24 protein-coding genes and 1 riboswitch are annotated in these 26,189 nt (G+C 40.0%); of the genes, 12 read left to right on the top strand and 12 right to left on the bottom strand.

All coding sequences use genetic code 11. The features are described 5' to 3' along the window. Positions 1-310: 310 nt before the first annotated feature. Positions 311-1,132 (bottom strand): purine-nucleoside phosphorylase, encoded by an 822-nt coding sequence (locus BTHG_RS12600; RefSeq protein ID WP_010677099.1) that lies wholly within the window; start codon positions 1,130-1,132, stop codon positions 311-313. 179 nt (positions 1,133-1,311) lie between these two features. On the opposite strand from BTHG_RS12600, the gene rbsK reads away from it, so the two are divergent. The 4 genes from rbsK to purU all read left to right on the top strand — a co-directional run bounded on the left by rbsK (position 1,312) and on the right by purU (position 5,855). Continuing rightward, positions 1,312-2,253: a ribokinase gene (rbsK, locus tag BTHG_RS12595; protein WP_010677098.1), complete on the top strand. Its 942-nt coding sequence runs from the start codon at positions 1,312-1,314 to the stop codon at positions 2,251-2,253. A 33-nt stretch (positions 2,254-2,286) separates the two neighbouring features. After that, a complete protein-coding gene (locus tag BTHG_RS12590; RefSeq protein WP_010677097.1) occupies positions 2,287-3,204 on the top strand; it encodes a nucleoside hydrolase in 918 nt (305 codons plus the stop codon). A gap of 161 nt (positions 3,205-3,365) precedes the next feature. After that, positions 3,366-4,514 (top strand): M20 family metallopeptidase, encoded by a 1,149-nt coding sequence (locus tag BTHG_RS12585; RefSeq protein WP_010677096.1) that lies wholly within the window; start codon positions 3,366-3,368, stop codon positions 4,512-4,514. 447 nt (positions 4,515-4,961) lie between these two features. Then, positions 4,962-5,855: a formyltetrahydrofolate deformylase gene (gene purU, locus BTHG_RS12580; protein ID WP_026021804.1), complete on the top strand. Its 894-nt coding sequence runs from the start codon at positions 4,962-4,964 to the stop codon at positions 5,853-5,855. 50 nt (positions 5,856-5,905) lie between these two features. Here purU and BTHG_RS12575 read toward each other — a convergent pair whose 3' ends face one another. From BTHG_RS12575 to BTHG_RS12565, 3 genes are read right to left on the bottom strand one after another with little or no spacing between them, the layout of a single operon-like run. Further along, complete coding sequence (locus BTHG_RS12575) at positions 5,906-6,874, bottom strand: sugar phosphate isomerase/epimerase family protein (protein WP_010677094.1); 969 nt, start codon at positions 6,872-6,874, stop codon at positions 5,906-5,908. Continuing rightward, positions 6,871-7,890, bottom strand: a complete 1,020-nt coding sequence (locus BTHG_RS12570; RefSeq protein WP_010677093.1) for a Gfo/Idh/MocA family protein — start codon at positions 7,888-7,890, stop codon at positions 6,871-6,873. The genes BTHG_RS12575 and BTHG_RS12570 overlap by 4 nt, the downstream gene beginning before the upstream one ends. Positions 7,891-7,903: 13 nt before the next feature. After that, positions 7,904-8,935: a Gfo/Idh/MocA family protein gene (locus BTHG_RS12565; RefSeq protein WP_010677092.1), complete on the bottom strand. Its 1,032-nt coding sequence runs from the start codon at positions 8,933-8,935 to the stop codon at positions 7,904-7,906. Positions 8,936-9,061: 126 nt separating this feature from the next. Here BTHG_RS12565 and BTHG_RS12560 point away from each other — a divergent pair, with 126 nt between their 5' ends. Continuing rightward, a complete protein-coding gene (locus BTHG_RS12560; protein WP_010677091.1) occupies positions 9,062-9,838 on the top strand; it encodes an AraC family transcriptional regulator in 777 nt (258 codons plus the stop codon). A gap of 67 nt (positions 9,839-9,905) precedes the next feature. Here BTHG_RS12560 and BTHG_RS12555 read toward each other — a convergent pair whose 3' ends face one another. Next, positions 9,906-10,661: a sugar phosphate isomerase/epimerase family protein gene (locus BTHG_RS12555; RefSeq protein ID WP_010677090.1), complete on the bottom strand. Its 756-nt coding sequence runs from the start codon at positions 10,659-10,661 to the stop codon at positions 9,906-9,908. Between the two features lie 318 nt (positions 10,662-10,979). Here BTHG_RS12555 and BTHG_RS12550 point away from each other — a divergent pair, with 318 nt between their 5' ends. From BTHG_RS12550 to BTHG_RS12520, 7 genes are all read left to right on the top strand, one after another. Continuing rightward, a complete protein-coding gene (locus BTHG_RS12550) occupies positions 10,980-11,900 on the top strand; it encodes a ribose-phosphate diphosphokinase (protein ID WP_042341948.1) in 921 nt (306 codons plus the stop codon). A 291-nt stretch (positions 11,901-12,191) separates the two neighbouring features. After that, positions 12,192-13,352: an SEC-C metal-binding domain-containing protein gene (locus BTHG_RS12545; RefSeq protein WP_010677088.1), complete on the top strand. Its 1,161-nt coding sequence runs from the start codon at positions 12,192-12,194 to the stop codon at positions 13,350-13,352. A gap of 203 nt (positions 13,353-13,555) precedes the next feature. After that, positions 13,556-13,662: riboswitch (SAM riboswitch) on the top strand. 271 nt (positions 13,663-13,933) lie between these two features. After that, positions 13,934-15,268, top strand: coding sequence for an LLM class flavin-dependent oxidoreductase (locus BTHG_RS12540; protein WP_010677087.1), 1,335 nt, complete (start codon positions 13,934-13,936; stop codon positions 15,266-15,268). Positions 15,269-15,344: 76 nt separating this feature from the next. After that, on the top strand, positions 15,345-16,166 hold the full coding sequence (locus BTHG_RS12535; RefSeq protein WP_010677086.1) for a MetQ/NlpA family ABC transporter substrate-binding protein: 822 nt from the start codon (positions 15,345-15,347) through the stop codon (positions 16,164-16,166). A 12-nt stretch (positions 16,167-16,178) separates the two neighbouring features. Beyond that, complete coding sequence (locus tag BTHG_RS12530; protein WP_010677085.1) at positions 16,179-17,231, top strand: methionine ABC transporter ATP-binding protein; 1,053 nt, start codon at positions 16,179-16,181, stop codon at positions 17,229-17,231. After that, positions 17,231-17,893 carry a methionine ABC transporter permease gene (locus tag BTHG_RS12525; protein WP_042341946.1) on the top strand — a complete coding sequence of 221 codons (663 nt, stop codon included), beginning with the start codon at positions 17,231-17,233 and terminating at the stop codon, positions 17,891-17,893. Before BTHG_RS12530 ends, BTHG_RS12525 begins: the two co-directional genes overlap by 1 nt. A 230-nt stretch (positions 17,894-18,123) precedes the next feature. Beyond that, positions 18,124-18,798: a hypothetical protein gene (locus tag BTHG_RS12520; RefSeq protein ID WP_010677083.1), complete on the top strand. Its 675-nt coding sequence runs from the start codon at positions 18,124-18,126 to the stop codon at positions 18,796-18,798. Between the two features lie 310 nt (positions 18,799-19,108). On the opposite strand, the gene BTHG_RS12515 is transcribed toward BTHG_RS12520, so the two are convergent. The 7 genes from BTHG_RS12515 to BTHG_RS12485 all read right to left on the bottom strand — a co-directional run bounded on the left by BTHG_RS12515 (position 19,109) and on the right by BTHG_RS12485 (position 26,000). Next, the gene (locus BTHG_RS12515; protein WP_010677082.1) at positions 19,109-19,339 is read right to left on the bottom strand and encodes a hypothetical protein; all 231 of its coding nucleotides are present in this window, start codon (positions 19,337-19,339) and stop codon (positions 19,109-19,111) included. 171 nt (positions 19,340-19,510) lie between these two features. Continuing rightward, complete coding sequence (map, locus tag BTHG_RS12510; RefSeq protein WP_010677081.1) at positions 19,511-20,251, bottom strand: type I methionyl aminopeptidase; 741 nt, start codon at positions 20,249-20,251, stop codon at positions 19,511-19,513. A gap of 164 nt (positions 20,252-20,415) precedes the next feature. After that, a complete protein-coding gene (locus tag BTHG_RS12505) occupies positions 20,416-20,982 on the bottom strand; it encodes a DJ-1/PfpI family protein (RefSeq protein ID WP_010677080.1) in 567 nt (188 codons plus the stop codon). 439 nt (positions 20,983-21,421) lie between these two features. After that, positions 21,422-22,696, bottom strand: coding sequence for an IS110 family RNA-guided transposase (locus BTHG_RS12500; protein WP_010677079.1), 1,275 nt, complete (start codon positions 22,694-22,696; stop codon positions 21,422-21,424). A 208-nt stretch (positions 22,697-22,904) separates the two neighbouring features. Beyond that, positions 22,905-23,558 (bottom strand): HAD family hydrolase, encoded by a 654-nt coding sequence (locus tag BTHG_RS12495; RefSeq protein WP_026021801.1) that lies wholly within the window; start codon positions 23,556-23,558, stop codon positions 22,905-22,907. Positions 23,559-24,105: 547 nt separating this feature from the next. After that, positions 24,106-25,410, bottom strand: coding sequence for a nucleobase:cation symporter-2 family protein (locus tag BTHG_RS12490; protein WP_010677077.1), 1,305 nt, complete (start codon positions 25,408-25,410; stop codon positions 24,106-24,108). After that, positions 25,410-26,000, bottom strand: coding sequence for a xanthine phosphoribosyltransferase (locus BTHG_RS12485; RefSeq protein ID WP_010677076.1), 591 nt, complete (start codon positions 25,998-26,000; stop codon positions 25,410-25,412). The genes BTHG_RS12490 and BTHG_RS12485 overlap by 1 nt, the downstream gene beginning before the upstream one ends. Positions 26,001-26,189: the final 189 nt, after the last annotated feature.

Here is a 26,189-nt window from a genome sequence, read left to right as displayed (position 1 = left end):
CGCATAAATCCTATAGCAGACGCAAATGTGAGAAAACCGACGCAAAAATCGCAGAGGAGACGCAAATGTAGGAAAACCGACGCAAAAATCCTATAGCAGACGCAAATATGAGAAAACCGACGCAAAAATCGCCGGGGAGACGCAAATGTGAGAAAATAGACGCATAAATCCTAGAGCAGACGCAAATCCGAGAAATCCAACGCAAAAATCATTGAGGAGACGCAAATCCGAGAAAGCCGACGCAAATCCAGCGTATCAACAACAATTCCAAAATTGAAGCCGCAATCCACAAAGGACTGCGGCTATCTTTTTACTCCACTCTTTCCAAAATCCCCTTCACTAACTCAATAAATGTCGTTTTTACTTTACCCGCCACTTCAATTACTTCGTCGTGAGTCAAAGGTTGATCTAGAATGCCACTTGCCATGTTTGTAAGGCAAGAAATTCCGAGTACCTTCATGCCTGCATGTGTCGCCACAATCACCTCTGGAACAGTTGACATACCAACGGCATCAGCACCAAGAGTACGAATCATGCGGATTTCAGCAGGAGTTTCGTAAGTTGGGCCACTCCACCATGCATACACACCTTGTTGCAATGTAATATTTTTTTCATCAGCAACAGCTTGTGCGATGCCACGTAGTTCCTTATTATAAGCACCAGATAAATCAGGGAAACGAGTTCCTAACTCATCATTGTTTGGACCAATTAGTGGATTCGCACCAGTTAAATTGATGTGGTCGGTAATGAGCATCAAATCGCCTGGTTTAAAGTTTGTATTCACAGCTCCACATGCATTTGTGATAAGCAGATTTTCAACACCAAGTGCTTTCATGACACGAACTGGAAACGTCACTTCGTCCATTGAGAAGCCCTCATAATAATGAAAACGCCCCTTCATCGCTACAACTGTTTTATTCTTTAATTGTCCAATTACAAGCTCATTCGCATGTCCAATCGCTTCTGATCTCGCAAAATGTGGAATCTCGTTGTAAGGGATCACAACTGCATTTTCAATATCTTCTGCAAGTGTGCCAAGCCCTGACCCAAGAATCATCCCTATTGTCGGACGATGTTCTGTCTTACTCAATATGTAATTTGTAGCCTCCATAATATCTGCAGTTTTATGCATAAAAAATATTCCTCCATTACATTTGTTTAACAGCAGCCTTTGCCCCTGTTAAATAGTTTGTCTATAATATTGTATATTATCATCGAGTTTTTTCAAGTTGGGACATGGGGACAGGTTCGTTGTCCCAGGAAAAAATGGGTGGGACACGGGACCTGTCCCTTAAAGAGTGGGGGAGTAAGATGAGTGCGGATATTGTTGTTGTGGGTAGTTTAAATGTTGATATGGTAGTAAATGTGAAAAAGCGGCCTGAATGGGGAGAAACGATTATGGGCCGAGACTTTTTTACAGGAAACGGTGGAAAAGGCGGCAACCAAGCATATGCAGCTTCGAAACTTGGGGCTTCGGTTGCAATGCTCGGGTGTGTCGGTGACGATATTTTTGGAGAGCAACTTTTAAATGGCCTAAATGAAGTCGGAGTAGACACTTCTGGTATTGAAAAAGTTCAGGGAGTTTCATCTGGGGTCGCTGTTATCAGCGTAAATTCCGAGGGGGAAAATAGTATTATTGTTTCGCCGGGAGCGAATGACCATGTAACACCCGAATATGTGAAGCGACATGAACAGATTATCATTGCGGCAAAGCTTGTGATGATGCAGCTTGAGATTCCTTTGGAAACGGTTATTGAAGTGGCGAAAATTGCGCACAAACACAATGTGCCGGTGATGCTTGACCCTGCGCCTGCAGTAAAGCTTCCTGATGAGCTTTATCAGAAGGTATCCTATATCGTGCCCAATGAAAGTGAGCTAGGGGTTATTACGGATTTGAAAATTTCGGATAAGGAAACTGCGAAAACCGCCAGTGAAAAGCTTATGAAACAAGGTGTCGGAACTGTGTTTGCGAAACTTGGTGGGAAAGGTGTCCTAGTGTCAAAGGAAACAGAATCATTCTTTGTCGAACCACACGTAGTAACAGCGGTAGATACGACAGCAGCGGGAGACTCATTTGCAGGCGCACTGGCAACAGCACTTGTTAGCGGAAAAAGCTTGCAGGAAGCAACTGAATTTGCAAATACCGTTGGCGCATTAACAGTCACGAAAAAAGGGGCCCAGGTCTCAATGCCAACTCTTGAAGAAGTGACAGAATATAGTGGGACACAGGGACAGGCTCGGCGTCCCAGATAAAAATAGGGGTACGACAGTATATGGAGGTAAACGATGAAAAAAGTAATTTTTGATGTAGATACGGGAATAGACGATGCGATGGCAATTGCATATGCTGTGAATTCACCAGAGCTAGAAATCTTGGGATTAACGACTAGCTACGGAAATGTGGAAGTGGAGGCGGCAACGCGAAACACGTTGGCTGTTTTAGAGAAAGTAGGCAAAAGGATTCCGGTATTTGCAGGCGCAGAAAAGCCATTGAAACGTAAGACACGCGAGGGCTACGCAAAAAATGTTCATGGGGAAGACGGTTTAGGAAATGTATTGGATTTTCAACCGCAATATTCAGCAGAATCAGAGACGGCAGTCGATTTTATCATTAATCAGGTGAAAAAACGTCCACATGAGGTAACCATAATCGCTGTGGGGCCGTTGACAAACTTGGCACTTGCGATTCAAAAGGCGCCTGAGCTTGTCAGGCTTGTCGGGGATGTCGTAATTATGGGTGGTGCGGTCTTCGTGCCAGGAAATGCGACCCCACATGCGGAGGCAAATATTTTTACAGACCCAGAGGCAGCTAAAGTCGTATTTTCATCGAGCTTGCCAATTACATTGGTCGGACTGGATGTGACGATGCAGACCTTGTTACCAAGGGATAAGGTAGAAGCATGGCGAGGTTCTGAGGCTGGCGAGTTTTTTGCGAATATGGTTGGTTTTTACCATGATTTCTATGAATCTTTCCGTCCAGGAATTGGTGGCTGTGGTCTTCACGATCCGTTAGCAGTAGGAGTTGCGATTGACCCAAGCTTTGTGAAACCGACATACATAGGTGTGAACGTGATTACTGAAGGAGAGGAAGACGGCAGAACGGTTCCGAACCCTGAAGGAGAACAAAAAATCCAAGTATGCACAGAGGTAGATGCATCAAGATTCTTGGATCACTTTTTAAAAAGAATGCCAGTTATTAAATAAGAAATTTGGAGCCCATGCTGCAAAAATAGTAGCATGGGTTCATTTGTTGTAATATTGTTATAATAAGAAAATTTGTCGGGATGGGGGGACAGGTTCAACGTCCCAAGTAAAATGGTGGGACACGGGACCTGTCCCTCTGTCCCAAAAAAGGTGGCATTGTAATGGAACAGCGCGTTGTAGAGTTTTTGAAAGATAGAGAGTCTGAGATGGTGGAAGTTTTAAAGGGGTTAGTGGAAATCGAATCTCCATCTCATGATAAAGAAGCGGTGGACCAGGTGGGTGCACAAGTTCAGAAGCTATATAAAAAATATGTTGGCGGCTCCATCGAGGTGTTTCCAAATAAGGACTTCGGGGATCATTTCCGATGTGAGTTCGGTGACGGAGACGAACAAATTTTAATTTTAGCCCATATGGACACTGTTTGGCCAAAAGGAACGCTGGAAGAACTTCCATTCCGTATCGATGGTGACAAGCTTTATGGGCCAGGCTCGTTTGATATGAAGGGTGGCATTGTGCAAGGGTTGTTTGCACTCCATGCCTTGAAATCGTTAAATGTGCCTATGAAAACAAAGGTTGTCATGTTGTTTACATCAGATGAGGAAATTGGGAGCGAGTCTTCACGTGATTTAATCGAAGCGGAAGCGAAAAAGAGCAAATTTGTCCTTGTTTTAGAATCTGCGGCAGCTTCAACAAAGGGGAAACTCAAAACCTCTCGCAAAGGTGTCGGCATGTTCACGATAAAAGTAAAAGGAAAAGCAGCACACTCTGGCATTGAGCCTGAAAAAGGAATCAGTGCCATCGAGGAACTTGCCCACCAAACCCTTTATTTACACGGCTTAACTGATTTTGAAAAAGGAACAACACTAAATATTGGGCTTATAAAAGGTGGAAGTGCATCGAATGTGGTCGCTGCAGAAGCAGAGGCAGAATTGGATTTGCGCGTGAAAAATACAGCTGAGTTCCAAAGAGTCATCCCGTTGATTGAGGGCTTAACGCCATCTATGGAAGGTGTAACGATTGAGGTAACAGGTGGCATCAATCGACCAGTAATGGAAAAAACGCCAGAAATCAGTAAAATGTTTGAAACAGCGAAGGAATTGGCGAAGGAATACCTTGGCTTTGACCTGGAAGAACAAGCGAGTGGTGGCGGAAGTGACGGAAGTTTTGCATCCCAATTTGCTCCGACATTGGATGGACTAGGACCAGTAGGCGATGGTGCACATGCATCAAACGAGCATCTGCTAATTTCAAAAATGCCGGTAAGAAGCGCATTGGTAGCATTGCTAATTGAAAAATTGGCAAATGAGTAGAAGAATGTATCTATAAGAACGGTGGGTGCGGTGTTGTTGCGGGGGAGTGCGTCTTCGGGTTCGGGAAATGTATCTTTGTAGTTAATTGCATCTTGGTTCAAGAATTGCACCGTTGTGTTGAGGATATGCATCTCGTGCGGATAATTGCATTTTCGTTTCGGTAAATGCACCGTTGTGATGAAGAATTGCGTCTTCGGTGGTAGGAAATGCACCCATGTGCGGGGAATAGCATCTTCGGTAGTAGGAAATGCATCTTTGTTTCGGGAAATGCACCCATGTACGGGGAATTGCATATTGGTTCGAAAATCGCACCCTAATGCAGGAGATTAGCACCTTCGGTTCGAGAGCTCCACATAAACCTCGCAAATATTGTCGAAAAGATACCGAAATCTTTAGACAACTAGGTGGGATACTGTTATAATATTCCTCAATAATTAATGTGAGGTAATGAAGATGTATTTTAATAAGGAAGAATTTCAAAGCAAACATCAAAATCGCGGAAGGCTGTTGGTCAGCTGTCCGGATCAACATGGAATCGTAATGGCCGTCTCCCAGTTTTTATATTCATTCGATGCAAATATTATTGAGTCAAGTCAGTATTCCTCAAATCATGAAGAGGGTACGTTCTATCTTCGAATCGAATTCGAATGCCCGTCTTTAACGGAAAAAACAGCAGAGATGGAGTCTGCCTTTGTTGAGGTTGCTGAAAAATTTTCAATGGAATGGAAGTTACTTAACGTCCAAAATGTGAAAAGAACTGCAATCTTTGTATCCAAGCAGCTCCACTGTTTGCATGAGCTTTTATGGGAATGGCAAAGTGGCGATTTGATGACGGATATTGCGCTTGTTGTGAGCAACCATGAAGATGCAAGACCTGTTGTTGAGAATCTAGGCATTCCGTTCGTTTACATTCCGGCGAATAAGGACATCAGAAAACAGGTTGAGGAACAACAATTACAGATTTTAAAAGAGTATGAGATTGATCTGATTGTGTTAGCTCGTTACATGCAGGTGTTAACACCAGATTTTGTTGCGGCATATCCGAACCAAATTATCAACATTCATCACTCATTCCTACCAGCGTTTGTTGGTGCGAGACCGTATGAGCGCGCCTATACACGCGGGGTAAAATTAATCGGTGCTACATCCCATTATGTAACAAATGATTTGGACGAGGGCCCAATTATTGAACAAGATATCGCACGAGTCGATCATCGTGATGATGTGGCGAGATTGAAAAAGATTGGTCAAAATGTCGAGCGAAGTGTGCTTGCACGCGGCGTAAAATGGCATCTTGAAGATCGAGTTATTGTCGATAATAACAAAACAATTGTGTTTTAATAAAGTGAAGGGGCGCCATATTGGCGCCCCTTAAGTATGGAATTTCCTACTTACACCCACCACATATTTGTGACAGGCTCTTCGATTAATACTGATTTTAGATTAGTTACGGCACGGTTGAATCCTTCGTCGATGGACATGATTGGGTCTTCATGTTCGATGCTGACCACATAGTCGTAGCCATAGGTGCGAAGGGCACTCATCATGTCAGACCATTCTTGTAAGCCGTGGCCGCAGCCAACAGAGCGGAAAGTCCAAGCGCGTGTACGAATTTCTCCGTATGGTTGCATGTCCGTTAATCCATACATGTTGACATTGTCTTGATCAATATACGTGTCTTTTGCATGGAAATGATGGATAGCATTTTCTTTTGCAAGAATCTTAATCGCTGCAACTGGATCAATGCCTTGCCACCAAAGGTGACTTGGGTCTAAGTTTGCACCGATAGCATCACATGTTTCCTCACGTAATTTTAACAGGGTATATGGTGTATGTACCAAGAATCCACCATGAAGCTCTAGACCAATTTTTACATTATGATCTTTCGCATATTGGCCAACTTCCTTCCAGTACGGAATGAGTTTTTCCTCCCATTGCCACTTTAACACGTCACTATATTCATTTGGCCATGCCACAACCGGCCAGTTTGGATATTTAGCTCCTTCATGATCTCCAGCTGTACCGGAAAAACAGTTCACAACTGGCACGTTCATGAGAGATGCCAATTGAATCGTTTTTAAAAGCGTCTCATGAGAAGATTTTGCGAAGTTCTCATCAGGTGAAATTGGATTGCTGTGGCAGCTAAAAGCACTGATAGTGAGGTCGCGATCTTGTACCTTTTTCAAATACTCATTACGTGCCTCTTCATTTTCTAGTAATCCATCCAAATCACAGTGACTGTTACCTGGATAACCACCAGTTCCAATTTCTACAGCGTGTAGGCCAGCTTCTTTTACTGTATCTAACATTTCTTCAAAGGATTTTTCTGCAAATAAAACGGTGAATACGCCTAATTTCATGATAAAGTTCCTCCATTTTCATATATTTTATCTATGATTCTTGAAACTTGAAGTGCTTGTTCAGGTTTTACGACCAACTCGGATTTCCCGAGGCAAGCTTCAATAAAATTCCGAGCTTGTGGAAGATCCGGTTGTTCCTCACCAGGAAGCCATGGAGCCTTGCTGTTTAATAACATTCCGTTCTTCGCTGTATATAGTTCAAATGGGTATACACTTAAGCCACCATCAACCCCAGAGATGCTGAGATGTTCTTCATCACTTTTGATATTGGCAGCCCAGGATGTTTCAAACAGCAACGATGCCCCGTTTTCAAATTTTATGTAAGCTGTCACATGATCATCGACGTTAAATGTCTCATGGTCAAAAGTTCCCCATTCATTGGGCTGGTTTGGGATTTTGCTTAACTCATTATAGACAGAGCCGGAAACCTCGGTTTCGTTTGGATTGCCAATCAACCATAGGGCGAGGTCAAGAAAATGACAGCCCCAGTCGATGAGACTTCCACCGCCTTGAAGTTCTTTATTTGTAAAAACACCCCAACCTGGTACCTTCCGTTGACGAAGGGCTTTTACCCTGACAACTAACGGAGTTCCAACTTCACTCATTGCCTTTTTGGCAGCTTGTGCTTCTTTTGTAAAGCGGTAATGAAACCCGATATCAAGGATTTTTCCAGCCTTTTTACTAGTGGCAATCATGGCCTCACACTCTGCTGCCGTTAATGCCATCGGCTTTTCACAAAAAACATGCAGGCCAGCTTCAAAAGCAGCAACCGCGATTTCAGCATGGAATTTATTTGGTGTGCAAATACAAACCGCATCCACTTCAGAAAAAATTTCATGATAATCGTCAGATACAATCGGTATTTCATAGCTGTTTGCGACTTCTTGAGCACGCGCAAGATTCACATCACAGATGGCACGTACCTCACATAAATCATCTAATTTCTGAAAAGTAGGGAGGTGGCGATGCTGTGCAATACCACCTGCTCCAATGATTCCGATGCGAAGTTTTTCCATAAAACGTCACCTCTTATAGTTCACTGATTTTAACGATTTGCTTTGTTTCACTAGATTGAAGTGCAGCGAGAATGACTTGTAACGACTTCATTCCTTCCTCACCTGTTACGAGAGGTTCTTGGTCTTGTAAAACAGACTCCACAAAATGATCAATGACAAAAGAAGTGTTTTGTCCGCCTTCATCGTTTGATTGGATTTTGCCAAGCTCGTACTTCGCAACTTCTCCATTTGCATATTGAATAACCATGGAGTAGGTCGGGTTGTCCTCTAACCGCATCACGCCTTTTCCTCCATAAATAATCGTTGAGTTATCCTCTTTGCTGTAGCCCCAGCTAGCCGCAAGTGTTCCGATGATGCCAGTTTCTGTTTTTAAAACGCAAACTGCATTGTCGTCCACATTTGAAAAATCTTTCGCGTTGGTTTCAACAAAAGCGCCAACCTCAACGATCTCTTCTCCTAAAATATATCGAAGTAAATCTGATTTATGAACGCCAAGATCGCCCATTGCTCCGACAAATGCTTTTTCCTTTTCGAAAAACCAGCTGTCTTTTCCATCGATACTCCAACCTTCAGGACCACCATGTCCAAACGCTGTACGGAAGCTATAAATCTTGCCAAGCTCGCCGTTTTCAATCAGTTGGCGTGCTTTTTTATGTGAGGCAACAAAACGTTGATTATGAGCAATCATGAGTTTTTTTTCATTATTCTTCGCTGCCTCAATCATAGCTTTTGCTTCATCATTTGAAGTGGCCATTGGTTTTTCACAAAGAACATGATTTCCAGCATTCAATGCAGCTATTGATACAGGTGCGTGAAGATAGTTCGGCGTGCAAACGCTTACGATATCGACCTGAACATTCGTGAGTAATTCTTCATAGCTTGTGTACGCTTGAGCTCCATATTTTTCTGCTGTTTCATTCGCGCGAGCTTCATTAATATCACAAACGGCTACTATTTCTACATGTTGATTACCCTTATATTCTGGTAAATGGCGATACTGTGCAATACTGCCACAACCGATGACTGCAACTCGAAGTTTTTCCATAAAAAATATCACTCCTTCAACATTATCTATTTGATTACATCTTAACGTATCTATTAATAGTTAAACATAGATGATATAGTAAAAACATATACTATTTTGCTATTTTCTAAGGATTGGAGAATGGTTATGAACACCAACATTTTCTTTTGCGGGTATTCCTATCATACGAAGGGCTATCAATCTGAATTTAAAGAAGGATTTCCACTATATCTTTTCCGATTACAAACAGAAGGAAGTTGTGAGGTAATCGTCAATGGTCAAAAAATGGAGCTTGAAAAAGGAGATCTTTTACTCCTTAAACCAGGTGATCACTATGAGATTTTTGTCGAAGAAGGGCAGAAAAGTGGGGATTACCATATATCCTGCCAAGGTGATTGGATAGACGAATGGTGGAGTCGTTCCCCAAAAACAAGCATTTACCAAATTGATCTCGATGGAAAACTTCTTTCGTTATGGAACCAAATTATTGTTGAAAAAAGAAGACCACAAACAAGCCTAAATCAAGAACTTACTGATTATCTGTTGAGGTCACTCCTGTTGACGATGGAACAAACGATGAACGAAATTGTGCCAACTTATCCGTACCCCTACAAAGTAACAAGAATGATGCGATATATTGAAGAACACGCAACAACTGCGATAAAGGTGGAAGATGTCGCTGACCACGTTGGCCTGAGTATCTCAAGAAGTGTCCATCTGTTTAAAGACAGTGTCGGAAAAACGATGATTGAATACGCCCAAGAAATTCGCTTGTCATCTGCGATTGAGCGCATGAAATACACCACCATCAAACTCGAACAAATCGCCGAAGAATGCGGATTTGGAAGCTACCCCTATTTTCACAAAGTGTTTAAAAAGAAATACGGAGTCTCACCAGGTGTCTATAGAAGGTTAGAAGGGTAAATGGGACACGGGGGTTCCGCGTCCCATGAATGGTGGGACAATAAACCTGTCCCTGTGTCCCACCCGATTATAGACCTGCTTTTTTCAAGTATTGAATGCTCATTTCGATGCTTTCAAATGGATCGCGTCTGCTCGCATCTTGTTCAATGATCCACCATTTTACTTCGTTTTCTTCAGCACGACCCAGAATGGCTTGAAGGTCTACACCACCTGTACCAAGTTCAGCAAAGAACTTTTCCTCATCCAATGTCATATCCTTCAGATGAACAAGTGGTGTGCGGTTTTGATATCGTTTCAGCCACTCCACAGGATTATCATCTGCTTTCGTTAACCAATAAACATCAAACTCTGCCTTCACATATTCAGGATTTGTGTCCATAAATATGGTATCGAGAGCCTTTCTTCCGTCAGACAATGGTTCAAGTTCAAAATCATGGTTGTGGTAGCAAAGCGTGAGCCCTTCTTGGTGACAGATTTCGCCAGCTTTATTCAAAAAAGGAACAAGTGACTGATAATCTTCTTCACTTCGTTGATGTGGGAATAAGTAAGGACAAACAACATACTGGTTTCTTAGTATTTTCTGGTCTTCAATGACCCTATCTAAATTCGTTTGCAATTCTTCTAATGGAACATGATTGCCGGCTACTTTAAGGCCTAGCTTATCGAGCATTCCCTTCACTTCTAGTACGCTATAACCGCCATACCCGGCAAGTTCTACTCCATCAAAACCCAATTCAGCGACCCTTTTTAACGTGCCGAAAAAATCCTGCTCACACTCATCCCGCAATGTGTACATTTGGACTGCCACTGGAACTTTTCTCATTTTCTCCCTCTTTTCCAATTTATTTCTCATTTGATTACATTGTAAGACTCACGTTGGAAAATAAATATAGAGAATTTAATGAGAATGTCTACTATTTTGCTATTTTATGGTGGCGCTGGGTTTTACATGTATTTTTTAAAAAATATGAATTATATTATTTTCGACATATCCCCAATTGAAAACGTTATTTTATAGTGTTTTTGTCGAAAAATGCAATTTGACACTATGTAATGCCTGCCAAATTGGGTTATATTATATATAGAATATAAATTGCATGGAGGACGAACAGTGGCTTATCAATTGAACGAGTGTTTTAAAATGTTTAGTTTAAATTCAAATCCAGAACTGGCTGAGGAAATGGCGTCTTTACTTGGCTGTGAGCTAGGAAAATGCTCAGTTTCACGTTTTAGTGACGGAGAAATTCATATTAATATCGACGAAAGTGTGCGTGGAAGTGAAGTTTATTTGATTCAGTCAACTTCACAACCGGCAAATGAACATGTGATGGAATTATTAATTATGATTGACGCATTAAAAAGAGCTTCCGCAAAAAGCATTAATCTTGTGATTCCTTATTACGGATATGCACGACAGGACCGAAAAGCGCGCTCACGTGAACCAATTACAGCGAAACTAGTCGCAAACCTACTTGAAAAAGCAGGTTCTACAAGGGTTGTAACGATGGACCTACACGCACCACAAATCCAAGGATTCTTTGATATTCCTGTTGATCAATTACTTGGTGTGCCACTCCTATCTAAATATTTTGCTGCAAAAGGTCTTGAGGACATAGTTGTTGTTGCACCAGACCAAGGTGGAGTTGTTCGCGCTCGAAAAATGGCAAATCGATTAAATGCACCGATTGCCTTTATTGATAAGCGCCGTCCAAAGCCAAATGTGTCGGAAGTTATGAACATCGTGGGTAACATCGAAGGAAAAAATGCAATCCTAATTGATGACTTAATTGACACAGCTGGAACCATCACTCTTGCTGCAAAAGCGTTAATGGAACGAGGAGCAAAAGGTGTATACGCATGCTGTACGCACCCCGTTTTATCGGGCCCGGCAATTGAAAGAATTGAATCATCACCAATTAAAGAATTGGTCATCACCAATACAATTCAATTACCAGAAGAAAAGAAAATCGATAAAATTACAAGCATTTCCGTTGCGCCATTGCTAGTCAGTGCAATCGACCGCATCCACAACGAAAGAGCCGTCAGTCCTCTATTTGAATAAAAATGGTTTAAGGAGCTGTTCCAATAAATGGGAGGGCTCTTTTTTGGTACCAGAGGGACGGGGGAGGTGGTTCCACTCCTTTGGAAGGAACAGAGCGACCGGATATAGGATACGCTATTTTCAATTGAAAAAAAGAATATGATTCTCAGTTTCGTGAATTTAGGCGATAATAGAAATATCTAGCCATTTAAAATACGATAAAGCTTCGTATGAATCAATTAAACAAATCTTATTGTACTTAGTCCGTTTTACAGGGTAGGGAAAACGATAAGATATTGAAAGGATGTACCTATGACATTTCTAGAAAAAATAAAACCACATCTGCTGTCAGATGATATCTTGATTCAGCAAACCGTCTTGCATGCTCTTCATGAATACCCGGATGTTCCAGAGGATTGGACGGTCGAGTTACTGAAGGAAGCATTTCATCATAAAGAAAAACAATCAGACATTTTCATGTATCTAGAAAACCATAGCATTAACGAAGAAGGGCTCACGATTTTAATTAATCATCTTCCATCATTGGACCAGGAAAATCGTCGCCTCGCTCTAAACTTATTAAACAATATTGATATACCACTTGCTTTTACATATAAAGAGAAACTTGAAACATATATTCCGAAGCAAACATGGGAAATCTATGAGATTATTGAACATGGGACAGAGGAAGAAGTTTATTCCATGTACGGAGAGGTATTGAATAAAGTGAATCGCTCCCTTTCCCGTGAATATGACTATTACCCAATGGCAAAAAAGTTATCGAAGTCTATTGTGAAAAATGGATGGATAACAGAGGGCGAAATTGATAGGGTTTTATCGGAGGAAGTGAATAATGAATGGTTCTCCGATAATGGAATTATGAATGTTTATATGGCTGGGTTACTGAAACTCGAAAAACATATCCCTCTTTTTGCAAGTTTGTTAAAAAGTGATGATGATCTTCTAATGGAAGAGGTTTCGGCAGCATTAGTCCGTTTTCAATCAGATCAAGTCGTAAAAGAGGTTGCTCCTTATGTAAGGGACCCGGAATCAGTCATTTATGCTGCTTCGATTTTGGGAAACACGAAGACAGAACTGGCACTTCAGGAGTTACGAAAAGCGTATCGTGAAGCAGATGAGTTGGATGTGCAAGAGTCAATCATTGAAGCACTAAGTTTCCATTTTTCAAATGAAGCTCTCCCTGAATTCAACGCCCATATGGAATACGAATATGAATTTTCCTTAGTGGATATTGAGCAGATAGCGTATAGCTACTACACAATGATTGGGGAAAAACATCCTGACTTACTGGAATGGAAAAGGGTAGCGATGGGGAAGGAAAAGCAATTCCAATTGGCAACAGGCAATTCAATGCCTCCAACAGCTCCCGTTATAAATGAAAATAAAGTAGGCAGAAACGACCCTTGTCCATGTGGTAGCGGAAAAAAATATAAGAAATGTTGTGGAAAATAAAATAGAACGGTGGAATCCTATTTTGGGGATTCACCGTTTTTTGTTTGCTTTGAAAACGAAGTTAGATGTGTAATTAAAATTATCCTGATATAATATTAGTGTGATTTACTCGCTATTAAAATAAAAATTGTTGTTGACATCGTCACCATGCTCTGATAATTTTGAGTTATTAATTTTTTTACTAATTAAATAGTGAATACTTTTTCTTATCCAGAGAGGTGGAGGGACTGGCCCTTTGAAGCCTCGGCAACAGACCTGTTAAGGTACTGTGCTAATTCCTGCAAGCAGTTTAATGCTTGGAAGATAAGAGGAGACATAGATGCTACATTTCTAAACCTCTTCTTATTTTTAAGATGGGGTTTTTTGTTTGTCCAAAACTTACGATTGATGTAAGAAACATGGCCCCAATCAAGACATATACAATTTAATATTCGTTGTATGCCGATTAGACAACTAAAGGCAGCTTTTCCTGAATTAATTTGGGGGAAGCTGTCTTTTTCTTTTGAAAGGAGTGATTAACGATAGGGACACAGGGACAGGTACATTGTCCCCCATTCATTTATCAATAGGAGGAGATTTTAATGAGTAAAAAACAAATGCATTTAGGAGCTTTCTTCACAACGTACTTAGGGCATCATCTAGCGGCTTGGCGTTATTCCGAAACAAAAACGGAAGAGGTTGTGAGTTTGAGCTTGTATAAAGAAATTGCCGAGTTATCGGAAAAAGGCAAATTTGATTTACTGTTTATTGCTGATGTGTTGGCACATAATGAGGAGGATCTTGAGTTCACACCACAAATAAGATTGGAAGCTACAACAGTAATGGCCGCACTTGCAGGTTTAACAAGCAAAATTGGATTAGCCGCGACATTATCAACGACTTATCATCACCCTTATAATGTCGCACGGAAATTTTCAACGTTAGATCATTTAAGCGACGGGCGGGCAGCTTGGAATATTGTCACATCCGCTCATAATAATGAAGCACAAAACTACGGTCTCACCCATCACGTTGATCATTCTTTACGTTACGAAATGAGTGAAGAGTTTGTGGAAGTAACAAAGGAACTTTGGGATAGCTGGGAAGATGATGCCTTATTGTATGATCGTGAAAATGGAAGGTTTTTGGACGGAAATAAAATTCACCCGATTCATTTTGAAGGAACTTATTACAAAGTGCGTGGACCAATCAATAGTCCCCGCCCACCACAAGGGAATCCGGTCCTAATTGCAGCTGGTGCATCGCCAAGAGGAAAAGAGTTTGCAGCAAAAATAGCCGATATTCTGTTTACAATTGCCTCGCCTACTGTAGAAGAAGGGAAAGCTCTTTATCAAGAAATGAAGCAAAAAGCAATAAGCTTCGGTAGAGACCCAAATCAGTTTAAAATCATGCCTGGAGTTGTTCCGTTTGTAGGGAAAACGCAAAAAGAAGCAGAAGAAAAATATGAACACTTCCAAGAGTTAGTTTTACCGGAATTAGGAATTGGAATGTTATCTAGATATCTTGGAATCGATTTAATCAATTATTCACCTGATGATAGACTTCCTGATATTCCAAGTCTCGAAGAATATAACGGGGAAAAAGGGAGATTTAAAATCCTATCAGACCTGTCGAAAAAAGAAAACTTGACGATTCGCCAATTAGCGAATGTGTTTGCTAGGGGGCAAGGCCACTTATTTGTCGTCGGTTCAGGTGATCACGTGGCAGATAAATTAAGTGACTGGTTCCTTAACGATGCATGTGATGGATTCAATGTGAAATTCCCCTATTTTCCTGGCGGGATAAAGGATTTCGTAGATTATGCGATTCCTGAATTGCAAAATCGTGGTCTTTATCGAACAGAGTATGAAGGAAATACACTTAGAGAACATCTTGGGTTAGATTTTCCTAAGGTAAAAGTTAAAGCAAAAATGTAAAAACAAAACTATAAAAGAGAGGGCAAACTGATTTCTCTCTTTTTACCCTAAAAAATATCCAAAGAGGAGAACGAAGATGAAAAAAACAATAGCAGCAGGATTATTCTTAGCTCTTTTTACACTACTTGTTGGCTGTGCAAGTTCCGAAACAGCGGGAAGTGAAAAGGAAAAAACAATCAAAATCGGGGTAACCGGTGGACCGCCAGAAGAAATTACGAATCTAGTCAAAGAGGAGGCTAAAAAAGAAGGCATTGATTTAGATGTAATAAAGTTTAATGATATTGTGACACCGAATCAATCTCTTGCGGATGGTGAACTCGATTTAAATATGTTTCAGGCTAAACAATTTATGGAGAAATATGTAGCAGATCGCAAGGACCCTATCGTTGCCATCGGAACAACCTATAATAGTACTCTAGGTATCTACTCTGAAAAATATGAGAGTGTTGATGATATTCCCGAAGGTGCGACGCTTGGAGTTCCGAATGATCCTGTTAACCTGTGGCGAGGTCTATTGATATTCGAAGAAGCGGGATTAATCAAAGTAAAAGATGATGTACAACTGGCCACTCTAAATGATATTGAAGACAATCCGAAAAAGTTTAAGTTTAAAGAAATTGATGTTACTTTAATGCTTCGAACACTAAATAGTATTGATGCGGGAATTGTAGCAAGTACGACTGCTTTTAATATGGGCTTAGAACCTATTGAAGAATCGATATTTTTAGAGACGGGTGATAGCTTCCCAATGGTTGTTGCAACAAATGAAAAAGACAAAGACAATCCAGATTATAAGAGAATTGTTGAATTGTATCATTCTGACGCAGTAAAAACCTATATAGAAGATAAATACGGGGAAGTCATTAGGGTGACGGATGATCCATTTACGATTGAATAGGAGGCACAACGAATGATTCAGCTAGAGAATATTAACAAAGTATTTAAACTAGGAAAAACGGAAGTCTCGGCACTAAAGAATGTCAACATTCACGTGGAAAAAGGAGAGATTTTTGGGGTGATTGGTTTTAGTGGGGCTGGAAAAAGTACCTTGCTCCGAATGGTTAACCTCCTGGAAAAACCGACGACTGGTGATATTTTTATTAATGGAAAAAACCTTTTAATCTTAAGCGAAAAGGAATTACGAGAAACAAGGAAAAAGATCGGCATTATTTTTCAGCAGTTTAATCTACTTTCTTCCTATAATGTATTCGATAATATAGCTGAAATTCTTCGCATCAATCGAGTACCGAAGCAGGAAATAAAACGAAAAGTGAAAAAACTCTTAACCCTTGTCGGCTTAGAAGATAAAGCAGAGCAATATCCTGCCCAATTATCTGGAGGGCAAAAACAACGTGTTGGTATTGCCCGTGCGTTAGCGATGGATCCTGAAATCTTATTATGTGATGAAGCAACATCTGCTCTAGATCCGCAAACGACCGATTCAATTCTTGAGCTACTTTTAGATATTAATAAAAAGCTAGGGTTAACGATTATTCTTATTACACATGAAATGGAAGTCATCAAAAAAACATGTGATCGAGTTGCTGTTATGGATAAGGGAGAAGTGATTGAACAAGGAACTGTCCTCGATATTTTCAGCAATCCTAGGCATGTAACGACGAAAAACTTTTTACGGAATTTGTATGAAGATACGATTACGGACGACGTGGTAGAGAGATTACAAAAACGTGGTCATTCCTATATTTTACGGTTAGCATTTAGGGGTGAATCTGCATATGAACCTGTCCTTAACAAGATAGCCTCCAACTATTCAGTTGTCACCAATATTGTCCATGGTTCGATTACGTATCTAAAAGGCGTACCGTTAGGAATTTTATTGGTCCATCTATCAGGTGACGAAGACAAAGTCGAACAAGCGATAACCTATTTAAAAGATGTTGTATACCATGTAGAAATAAATCTGGAACTCAATAAAAAATATAAGGAGGCGATGGTACTTTGATAGACCGTCTAGATGAACTGCTGCCGTTGTTCACTTTATCATTCTATGAAACGACATTAATGGTTGTCATATCACTTGCAATTGCAACAATCATTGGGATTCCGTTAGGCGTCTTACTAGTGATATCAAGACCGAATCATCTGGCCCCTAACAAATGGTTGTTTCATAGTTTGAATACGATTATAAATATTATTCGATCGCTTCCATTCATTATTTTAATGTTAGCCATTATTCCATTTACTGAGCTGATTGTAGGTACATCAATTGGCATTCAAGGAGCAATCGTCCCTCTTATTGTTTATATTGCTCCTTATATTGCCCGACTACTTGAGACAGCTCTACTTGAAGTGGATTATGGAATTATTGAAGCCTATCGAGGAATGGGGGCTTCACGGATTCAAATTGTTAAACGCATTCTCATAAGAGAGGCGCGACCTGGAATTATACTTTGTATGACAATTGCGATGATTGGTTTAATCGGTGCAACTGCTATGGCTGGTGTCATTGGTGCAGGAGGACTCGGTGACCTTGCCCTACGATATGGCTACCAACAATGGGATTTAACAGTTATGTTTGGCACAGTGTTCATCTTAATTGTGTTAGTCCAAATCGTTCAATCAATCGGAAATTATACTGCGAAAAAATTGAAGAAAACAGTATGAAAAATTGGGACAGAGGGACAGGTCCCGTGTCCCTAGGGATTGAGTTGTTGATGGGGTAAGAAAAGTTTTGTTGCCTGGAAAAAGGAAAGCCGCTGTTTTGGCTTTCCCTTTTAAGTGTACATTCTGTGGTCGAAATATTTGGTGGGACAATTAACCTGTCCCCGTGTCCCAGTTGGAATGAGTAGACCACCTTACGAATAAAGTAGTAAAAAATGTAAGGGGGTCAATGAATGACACGACAACGGTTAGGTGGGCTTTTTGCGATTGTTTCTGCGGCCTTACTTGTTCTTGTGATGGTTGTAACACAGAGTATGGCTGTACCAGGTAAGGATGTTTACGAACAAACCGTTTTATCGCTAGCGACTTACCCTGTTTTGAACTGGGCGTTAATTCTAGTTGGGGCTTTTGCTATCATTCTCGTATTTTGGACAGTTGAAGCGATTGACAACCGCATTCGTTCTGCGTATCTTGAAATGAGCACGAATGTATCTAGATTTGCCTGCCTCCATTTGTTTTCCTACACATTTTACATGCTGCTACCGGCTGCGGCACTCCACGACCTCGCAAATAAAGATAAAAACATCCCAGAAGCCCTCGAAACGATTCATCCAATGATAGAGCTTGGACTCGTCATTTCAGTGTTTTCTAGCATCTGTTTAAGTATTTGGCTTATTCAGGTAGGTCTCCTCATCCTTAAAACAAAGGTATTCTCAAAAGCATTAGGTGTTTTCACGATTATCATCAGCATAATCGTCCTTTTTTCAGGCGCATACGAAGCCCTTTATGGCAGGGGAGCGGTGATCGGAATCATTTCTAGTATCCTTACATTTGCAGGAGCTTTTGTTGTTTGGAAAATTTGGGTGGGGATTGAATTGTTGAGGGGGAAGAAAAATCTAGCTGCTTAAAAGTTATATCAAAAAAGAAAAGCCACTGTTTTGTAACGGGTTCCGTATCCTATCGCAAAACGTGAATTTACAACTAAAAGTAAGGTAAAATATATCAATTTGCACCGTTTATAGGAAATAAAATAGCCAGAGTTTGATGGGACATGAGAAACGTGAAACTACTCGAATATTTGCCGAGCTAAGTGGTCGTCTCAGGAAGGAGTTTTACCGAAAATATTACTAACATATCCAATGGAGCAACTTGTCTTACTAACATGTTGCTCCATTAACCTATTGCTATCTGTTGATTAAGTACATTTGAAACCAACAGTTATCCAAAGTGATTATGAAACCACCAAACAATAAGTATCATACTCACGATTCCCCAAGCCGTGGTACTCACTATCCACCAAATTATGGGTGTAGCTTTTGTTGAACTTTCCTCGACTTCCATATTTGCTGTTATATAAGCGAGCTTACTTTCCATATCTTTTTTCATAGAAGCGAGAATAACAATTCCGATTATTATGAAACCAATAATTATCCAGAGAAATAAGTCCACCTTTTATACCTCCTTTTTTGAAATTACTTTCATTTCAATCTTCTTTATTCAATTAACCTGCATCGTTTGTTTAATAAGGAATTCAACAAAAAAGGGGGTTAATCCCTCTTAGATCAACGCACCCATTAGTAAGCAGATTCCATGTGTTTTTCTTTTCCGCGTATGCTTGAATTAAAGTGTGACAATAAGCGGACCATTTTTAGTAAGGATAATCGTATGTTCCAATTGAGCTACAAAGCTTTTTTCTGTAGCATAGGTCCAGCCGTCTTCTTTTTGGAATACTTCTTCTTCAAAGGTTGAGATAAATGGTTCGAATGCGATAACCATCCCTTCCTTTAGTAATTCATCATCCCATGTATCATTATAATTATAAATATGGTCAGGTGCTTCGTGTATAGTACGTCCGATACCATGTCCTGTAAGGTTTTTGATAACAGTTAAATCATGCTGTTTTGCTGTTTGGAATACTGCTTTTCCGATTCCACTTTTTTTAGAACCAGGTTTTGCTTTTTTAAGACCTTCTTCAAATGCTTTTTTAGCAACATCGCATATTTTCGTTAACACTTCTTCGCCTTCGCCTACGACAAACGAAATTCCTGTATCTGCGAAGTAACCGTTCTTTGAGCCTGAAACATCTACATTCACTAGATCCCCTTCACGTATAACCCGATTCCCCGGAATACCATGTGCCACTTCTTCATTCACACTAATACAAGTATAACCAGGAAAATCATATTCACTTTTTGGAGCTGATACTGCGCCTTCTTTCTCAAAAAGCTCTCCGGCTATATCATCAAGTTCTTTAGTCGTTATTCCAGGTATTGTGCTTCGTACCAATTCTTCTCTAATAGAACCAACAATTTTGCCAATTTCCTTCAAACCATTAAAATCTTCTTCTGTTTTTGCAATCATCGTATATCCTCACTTTTTAAAGTATCTTATGATTAGTATTCCATTTAGATTCTAACAGAAACACTAACGCATTTCTCCAACTACCTACACCGTTAGTTGAATTACTTCAACAAAAAGGGGCTTTTAATCCTTCTTCGATCAAAGCACCTGTTAGCTTAATAACATTACTTTGTAAAAGATAAGCCCTTTCCAAGCGGTTGAATTGAGTTTATTACTGCTTCTCCTACTTTCTTACTTATCAATCTTTCAATTATCCATCCAACTAAATCTTGTGCGGCTAAACAACCAGCCGCAGTTGCGATATTATTTTCAACAATAAATGATTCTTCGACCACGGTAACATTAAATTTTTCTAATTCCTTTTTCGCTGTTGGGTAAGTGGTTGCAGTCATACCGTCTAATAAACCAAGAGCTCCTAAAATAAGTGCTCCAGAACACATAGAACCTACTAACTGTTTCGATGGATTTATTTTTAGTCTTTTAAGATAATTTTTATCTTTATATAGTCTCCTCGTTCCTGGACCACTGGCAAATAAAATTGCATCTGCATTTCTTAGCTCATCAATAGACGAATGGATTGGAACTGTAAGACCAGTAACCGAACTATGAGTTTCTTTAGTCCCATAAATTTGAACATTCCATTCAGGATGATTAACACGATTTAATAAGTCCCAAGGTAAAAAAACATCAATATCCGTAAAATCATCAAATGCAACAATAGCAATTTCCATTAAATCCTCTCCCTCTCCTTATAAAGTGTTAAACTCCCTCAGTTTGATACGAATATCTCTCGAATGCTCACTTATTCGCAGGATTTCATACCCCTTTAAATTGGATTAAAAGGCATTAGAAGTGAGTTCAGATCATTTTGGCTTCGTGAAGGCACAGTTAAATAAAGGAGTTAGCTAATACTCCATATTTTACCATATAATGCACATCTCCACGCCGCCCCTGGAGGCTTTCCCTCCCATGTCTCAACGGGTCAAACGCCCTCTCATTCCTTCGTCATGCCTTTCCAAGGGGTGGAGGCCAGTTATGCTAACCTGATGGGTCACATTGCCCTTTTGTTTAAGAAACCTGGTACTCCGTACATATTTGTAATCCTACGAATAAGACAACATTCAAAATTAAAGATTACTACTTTTGTGTAAGACTAAAAGTTTTTCATTCCTATGCTGCTAAAGGGATTGTTTCTTTCAATTTACTAGGACAGTATGCCTCATTACGCTTAGCTATTCCTACAAAAATTCTTGCTAATTTACCGATTAACTTCATAATAGACTTCATTTTCTTCATCTTTTTGACTCTCACATTATGTGCGTGAAGTGCTTTAAACTCATCGTTGTTCATCACTAGGCTCATGGTAGCTAGGTAAAGGAAACGCCGTAATCTAGACCGACCTCGTTTTGAGATCACAATCTGTCCTTTCCATTTTCCTGAACTCGCCTCTGCTAAATGGAGTCCTGCATGTCGTAATAAAGAATTACCATGAGAAAATCCACTTAAGTCTCCTGCCTCTCCTAAGATACCAGCCAATGAAATTTCACTTATCCCTTTAATCATAAGGAGTTTCTGTACGAAAGGGATTTTATAGAGTTCTTCTTTGATTTGTTGTTCAACTCTATCGAGTTGTTTTATGGTAAGGTCGTATTCTTCTAGTAATTGTTCTAAATGAAATTTATATGCATCCAGTGCTTGAGTTGTTCCTATCGATGATTTTGCTAATTCAATAAGTAACTTAGCCTTTTTAGGACCAGGCTGTCGCTGCATTAATGACTTCCATCCCTTCATGACATCTAGGGGTTCTAGTGAAGCTATTTCAGTAGGAGTTGGAAATATTCGAAGGGTTGCGATTGCCCCTTTACATGTTATATCTTTAAACACTTGTCTGAGTTCTGGGAAGACAATATCTACCCATTTATGAATCTGATTAGCTGAGCTTACAAGTCGTTTTACGATCACATCTCGATTTGATATTAATACTCTGAGCTTTTCGAAGGACTCTGAGGATGGACTGATCAATGAATAATAGCCGTTTTTTACCATATCCGCGATTACGAGTGCATCTTTCTTGTCACTCTTTGATTGGGTATTATCACGATTCTCCTTGTTCCTTTTAACTAGATGGGGATTTACTGTTACAACCTCAATCTTTTGTTCATCAAGCCAGTTCGAAATGTTCTTCCAATAGTGACCTGTAGGTTCCATACCTACAATGGCTGCATTTAAATTCTTCATTTCTTGTAAACTTTGAATCCACCTTAATAATCTTTTAAAACCTACTTCACTATTTTCAAATGTAAGGGGATCTCCAACTATAATCCCACGGTAATTTATAGCTCGTGCAACGTGAAATTGTTGAGCAATATCCACACCGACTATTAAATGTTTATCGGAAATTCTTTCTATTAGTTGATTTTGTTTGTCTTGCATTTTAAAATTCATAGTAGGGCTTCCTCCTTAAGAGTCTGAGTTAGAGTGGTGTCTTACTCATATCTTACTGAGGGGCTTTATTTTTTTCAAACCTGAAATTTAACGATCTACAGGAATGCTAACCTACACCGTTTGTTAAACAACTTCAACAAAAAAGTGCATTAATCCTTCTTGGATCAAAGCACCCGTTGATGGAAATAAGACTAAAAAAATACATACGTTACTGTTGTTCATACCTGTAATTTTTAAGTGATTGTATGAATTCATTTACGTTACTTAACTTTTCGTCTGGTTGAACACTAAACTCTAATGTCTGATAATTCGGCAGCCACTGTACTCCGATTGTATGTACGTTAGCCTCTTTACCAGCCAGAATGTCAGCGTCACTATCTCCCAAAAAAATAGCATCAGTGTTTTTTATGTTAAGCTGAGCCAATGCCTTATTTAATCCCTCTGGATGTGGTTTGGGTATAGTAACATCATCACCCGTAATAATTACATCAAATATGTCATTCATATTAAGGCAATTTAATGAGATAAGTAGGCTTCTACTTGCTTTTCCAGTTACAATCCCTAATTTATAACCTTCCCTTTTTAAAAGCAGAAGTAAATCGTTAATCTCCTTATTCTCAACAACGAGTTCTCGATGCTTTTCATTATATTTTTCATAATATAATTCAATTGCTTTATCATGATTTGAGTCCATAAGATTTTCTTTTATGATTCCGGTCTCAGATGGGCCGAACATAGCCTTTATTTCATCTGGGGTAACCTCAATGTTGTCAAACTCCTTAAATACAGATTGAAACGCATAGAAACAAACTGGCAAAGTATCAGCAAGAGTACCATCGAAATCAAATATAATCGCTTTAATAACTACACACCCTTTATCAAAGTATTGTCTCTTGGATTTTATTGGAAAATACGATCTATATTGAATATATATTGAATCTTCTCCACCTGGAAGTATATGCTTTGATCGAGCAGAGCTTCTAACTCGTTTATTACTACTACTTCTCTATTTAGTATAAATTTCCTTCCTGAACTTTCCTGATTCTTTACTTCAACAGCAAGAAAGCAAATTTCCTTCTGGATACTTATATTAGTATTTAAAAAATTTGCAAAAAGTTCTACTTGAGCTAACGGAGAAGTTTACTTGAGAAGACGATTTGTATATAAAGTGCGGGGGTACCAGTCGTTGTACCCTTACAAATTGGGGTGCATTTTTATCGTATTTTCTGCTCGAATCACTCTGTATCAATAAAAAATGAGTGTCAAATTAGCATACAATTTGACACTCATTTTTTATGTTTGTGATAGGTAATGGAACCGCTTTGGTCTTACCTTTTTAGTGTTCGCTCTGTAGTCGAAGAATTTGGTGGGACACTTAACCTGTCCCCGTGTCTCCCCGTGTCTCAAATTTATGATGCCTTTTGGCCTTCGAGTACTTGTATTTGTTTTTCCTTCGGTGACTTCATGAAGATGAAGTTCATGACGATGGCTGTGAGGCTTCCGATTACGATTCCGTTGCTAGTTAAGGTTTGGATGCCCTCTGGTAGGTTTGTAAATAGGGTAGGGACAGTTGTGATTCCAAGGCCCATACCGATTGAACAAGCCATGATTAAAAGATTTTCCTGTGATGAAAAATCAACTTTGCTTAGCATTTTGATACCTGCAGAGATAACCATTCCGAACATGGCTAGCATCGCGCCACCAAGAACGGGTGTCGGGATGACAGTTGTGAACGCACCGACTTTTGGAATGAATCCAAGGATGATTAAAAAGACAGCAGCAGCATAGATGACACTGTTCTTTTTGACACCTGAAAGTTGGATGAGACCAACGTTTTGTGAGTAAGTTGTATAAGGAAACGCGTTGAATAGTCCGCCTAAGATAGTGGCAATTCCTTCTGCGCGATAGCCGTTTGAGAGCTCTTTTTCAGAAAGCTTTTTACCCGTGATATCGCCGAGTGCATAGTAGACACCTGATGCTTCAACAAGTCCCACAATCAGAACAAGGATCATTGTGATGATAGCAGATGGTTCGAATGTTGGCATGCCAAAGTAGAGCGGTTGTGGCAGATGCACCCAAGACGCATCACCAACAGCTGAAAAATCAACTCTACCTAAAAAGTAAGAAACTACTGTTCCAACGAGTAACCCAAGTAAAATTGCAATTTGGCGCATAAAACCTTTTGCAAAACGATACAACACTAGAATAAAAAATAAAGTTCCAAATGAAAGGGCAAGATTTTGAACTGAACCGAAATCAGCACTTCCAACTCCGCCTGCCATATCATTCATCGCAACTGGGATAAGCGTGATTCCAATGATGGTAACGACTGATCCTGTTACGACTGGAGGGAAGTATTTTATCAACTTGCCAAAAATGGTTGAAACAAGTATGAGGAACACACCACCGACTAAAATCGACCCGTAAATCGCCGATACCCCATATTTTCCACCGATTTCAATCATCGGTCCAACTGCTGTGAACGTACAGCCGAGCATAACTGGAAGCCCAATTCCAAAGAATTTATTTTTCCATACCTGTAAAAGGGTTGCGATTCCACACATTAAAATGTCAATTGACACGAGGTAAGTGAGTTGCTCAGGTGTTAACCCGATAGCGCCACCGACAATGAGTGGTACAACCACAGCGCCTGCGTACATCGCAAGTACATGTTGAATTCCGAGTGAGGCCGTTTTGAAAAAGTTCTCTTGCATTAGCGTCCAACCCCCACTTCTTCTAAAAATGTCACTTTTCCACCCTGGAGTGACTGGATTCGAGCTAAAGATTCAACTTTAAAGCCTTTGTCGCGAAGCAGTTTTCCGCCATCTTGGAAGGATTTTTCAATCACAATTCCAATTCCAGCGGTTTTAGCGCCAGCTAACTCTACGATGCTAGCAAGACCTAGTGCGGCCTGACCGTTTGCCAAAAAGTCATCGATGATCAGCACATTGTCATTTGGTTCAAGAAATTTTTTAGAAACGGAGATTTCACTGGTTTCATTTTTCGTAAAAGAATGAACAGACGCGGTGAGCAGGTCATTTACGAGAGTAAGAGATTTTCTTTTTCGAGCAAAAATCACGGGCACGCCAAGTTCGAGGGCAGCCATTAATCCAGGTGCAATCCCTGAAGACTCGATTGTAAGGACCTTTGTAATCTGGTCATTTTCAAAGCGACGGGCAAATTCTTTGCCGACTTCCACCATAAGCTCTGGATCTATTTGATGATTTAAAAAGGCATCCACCTTTAAGACATGCTCAGAAAGGACAGTACCTTCATTAATAATTTTCTGTTGTAAAAGTTCCATGTGTGAGTTTCCTCCTTAAAATATGTGTTCAAAAACGTGGGTGAAAAGGACTTCGTCGGCGGAAAACGGTACGAACTGTACGTTGAGGTTTCCCCAAGAAGTGTCATGTTCACCGGACTTTTTGAACATCCTCTAAAAATGAAAAAGCCTGAACATCATTGCACTCCCCAATAACGAGTGAGTCAATGA

Origin of the sequence: Bacillus timonensis, assembly GCF_000285535.1 — a bacterium.
Classification (GTDB): domain Bacteria; phylum Bacillota; class Bacilli; order Bacillales; family Bacillaceae_L; genus Ferdinandcohnia; species Ferdinandcohnia timonensis.
Note: the sequence above shows the minus strand (reverse complement) of the source record. Positions and strands in the feature narration are given on the sequence as shown.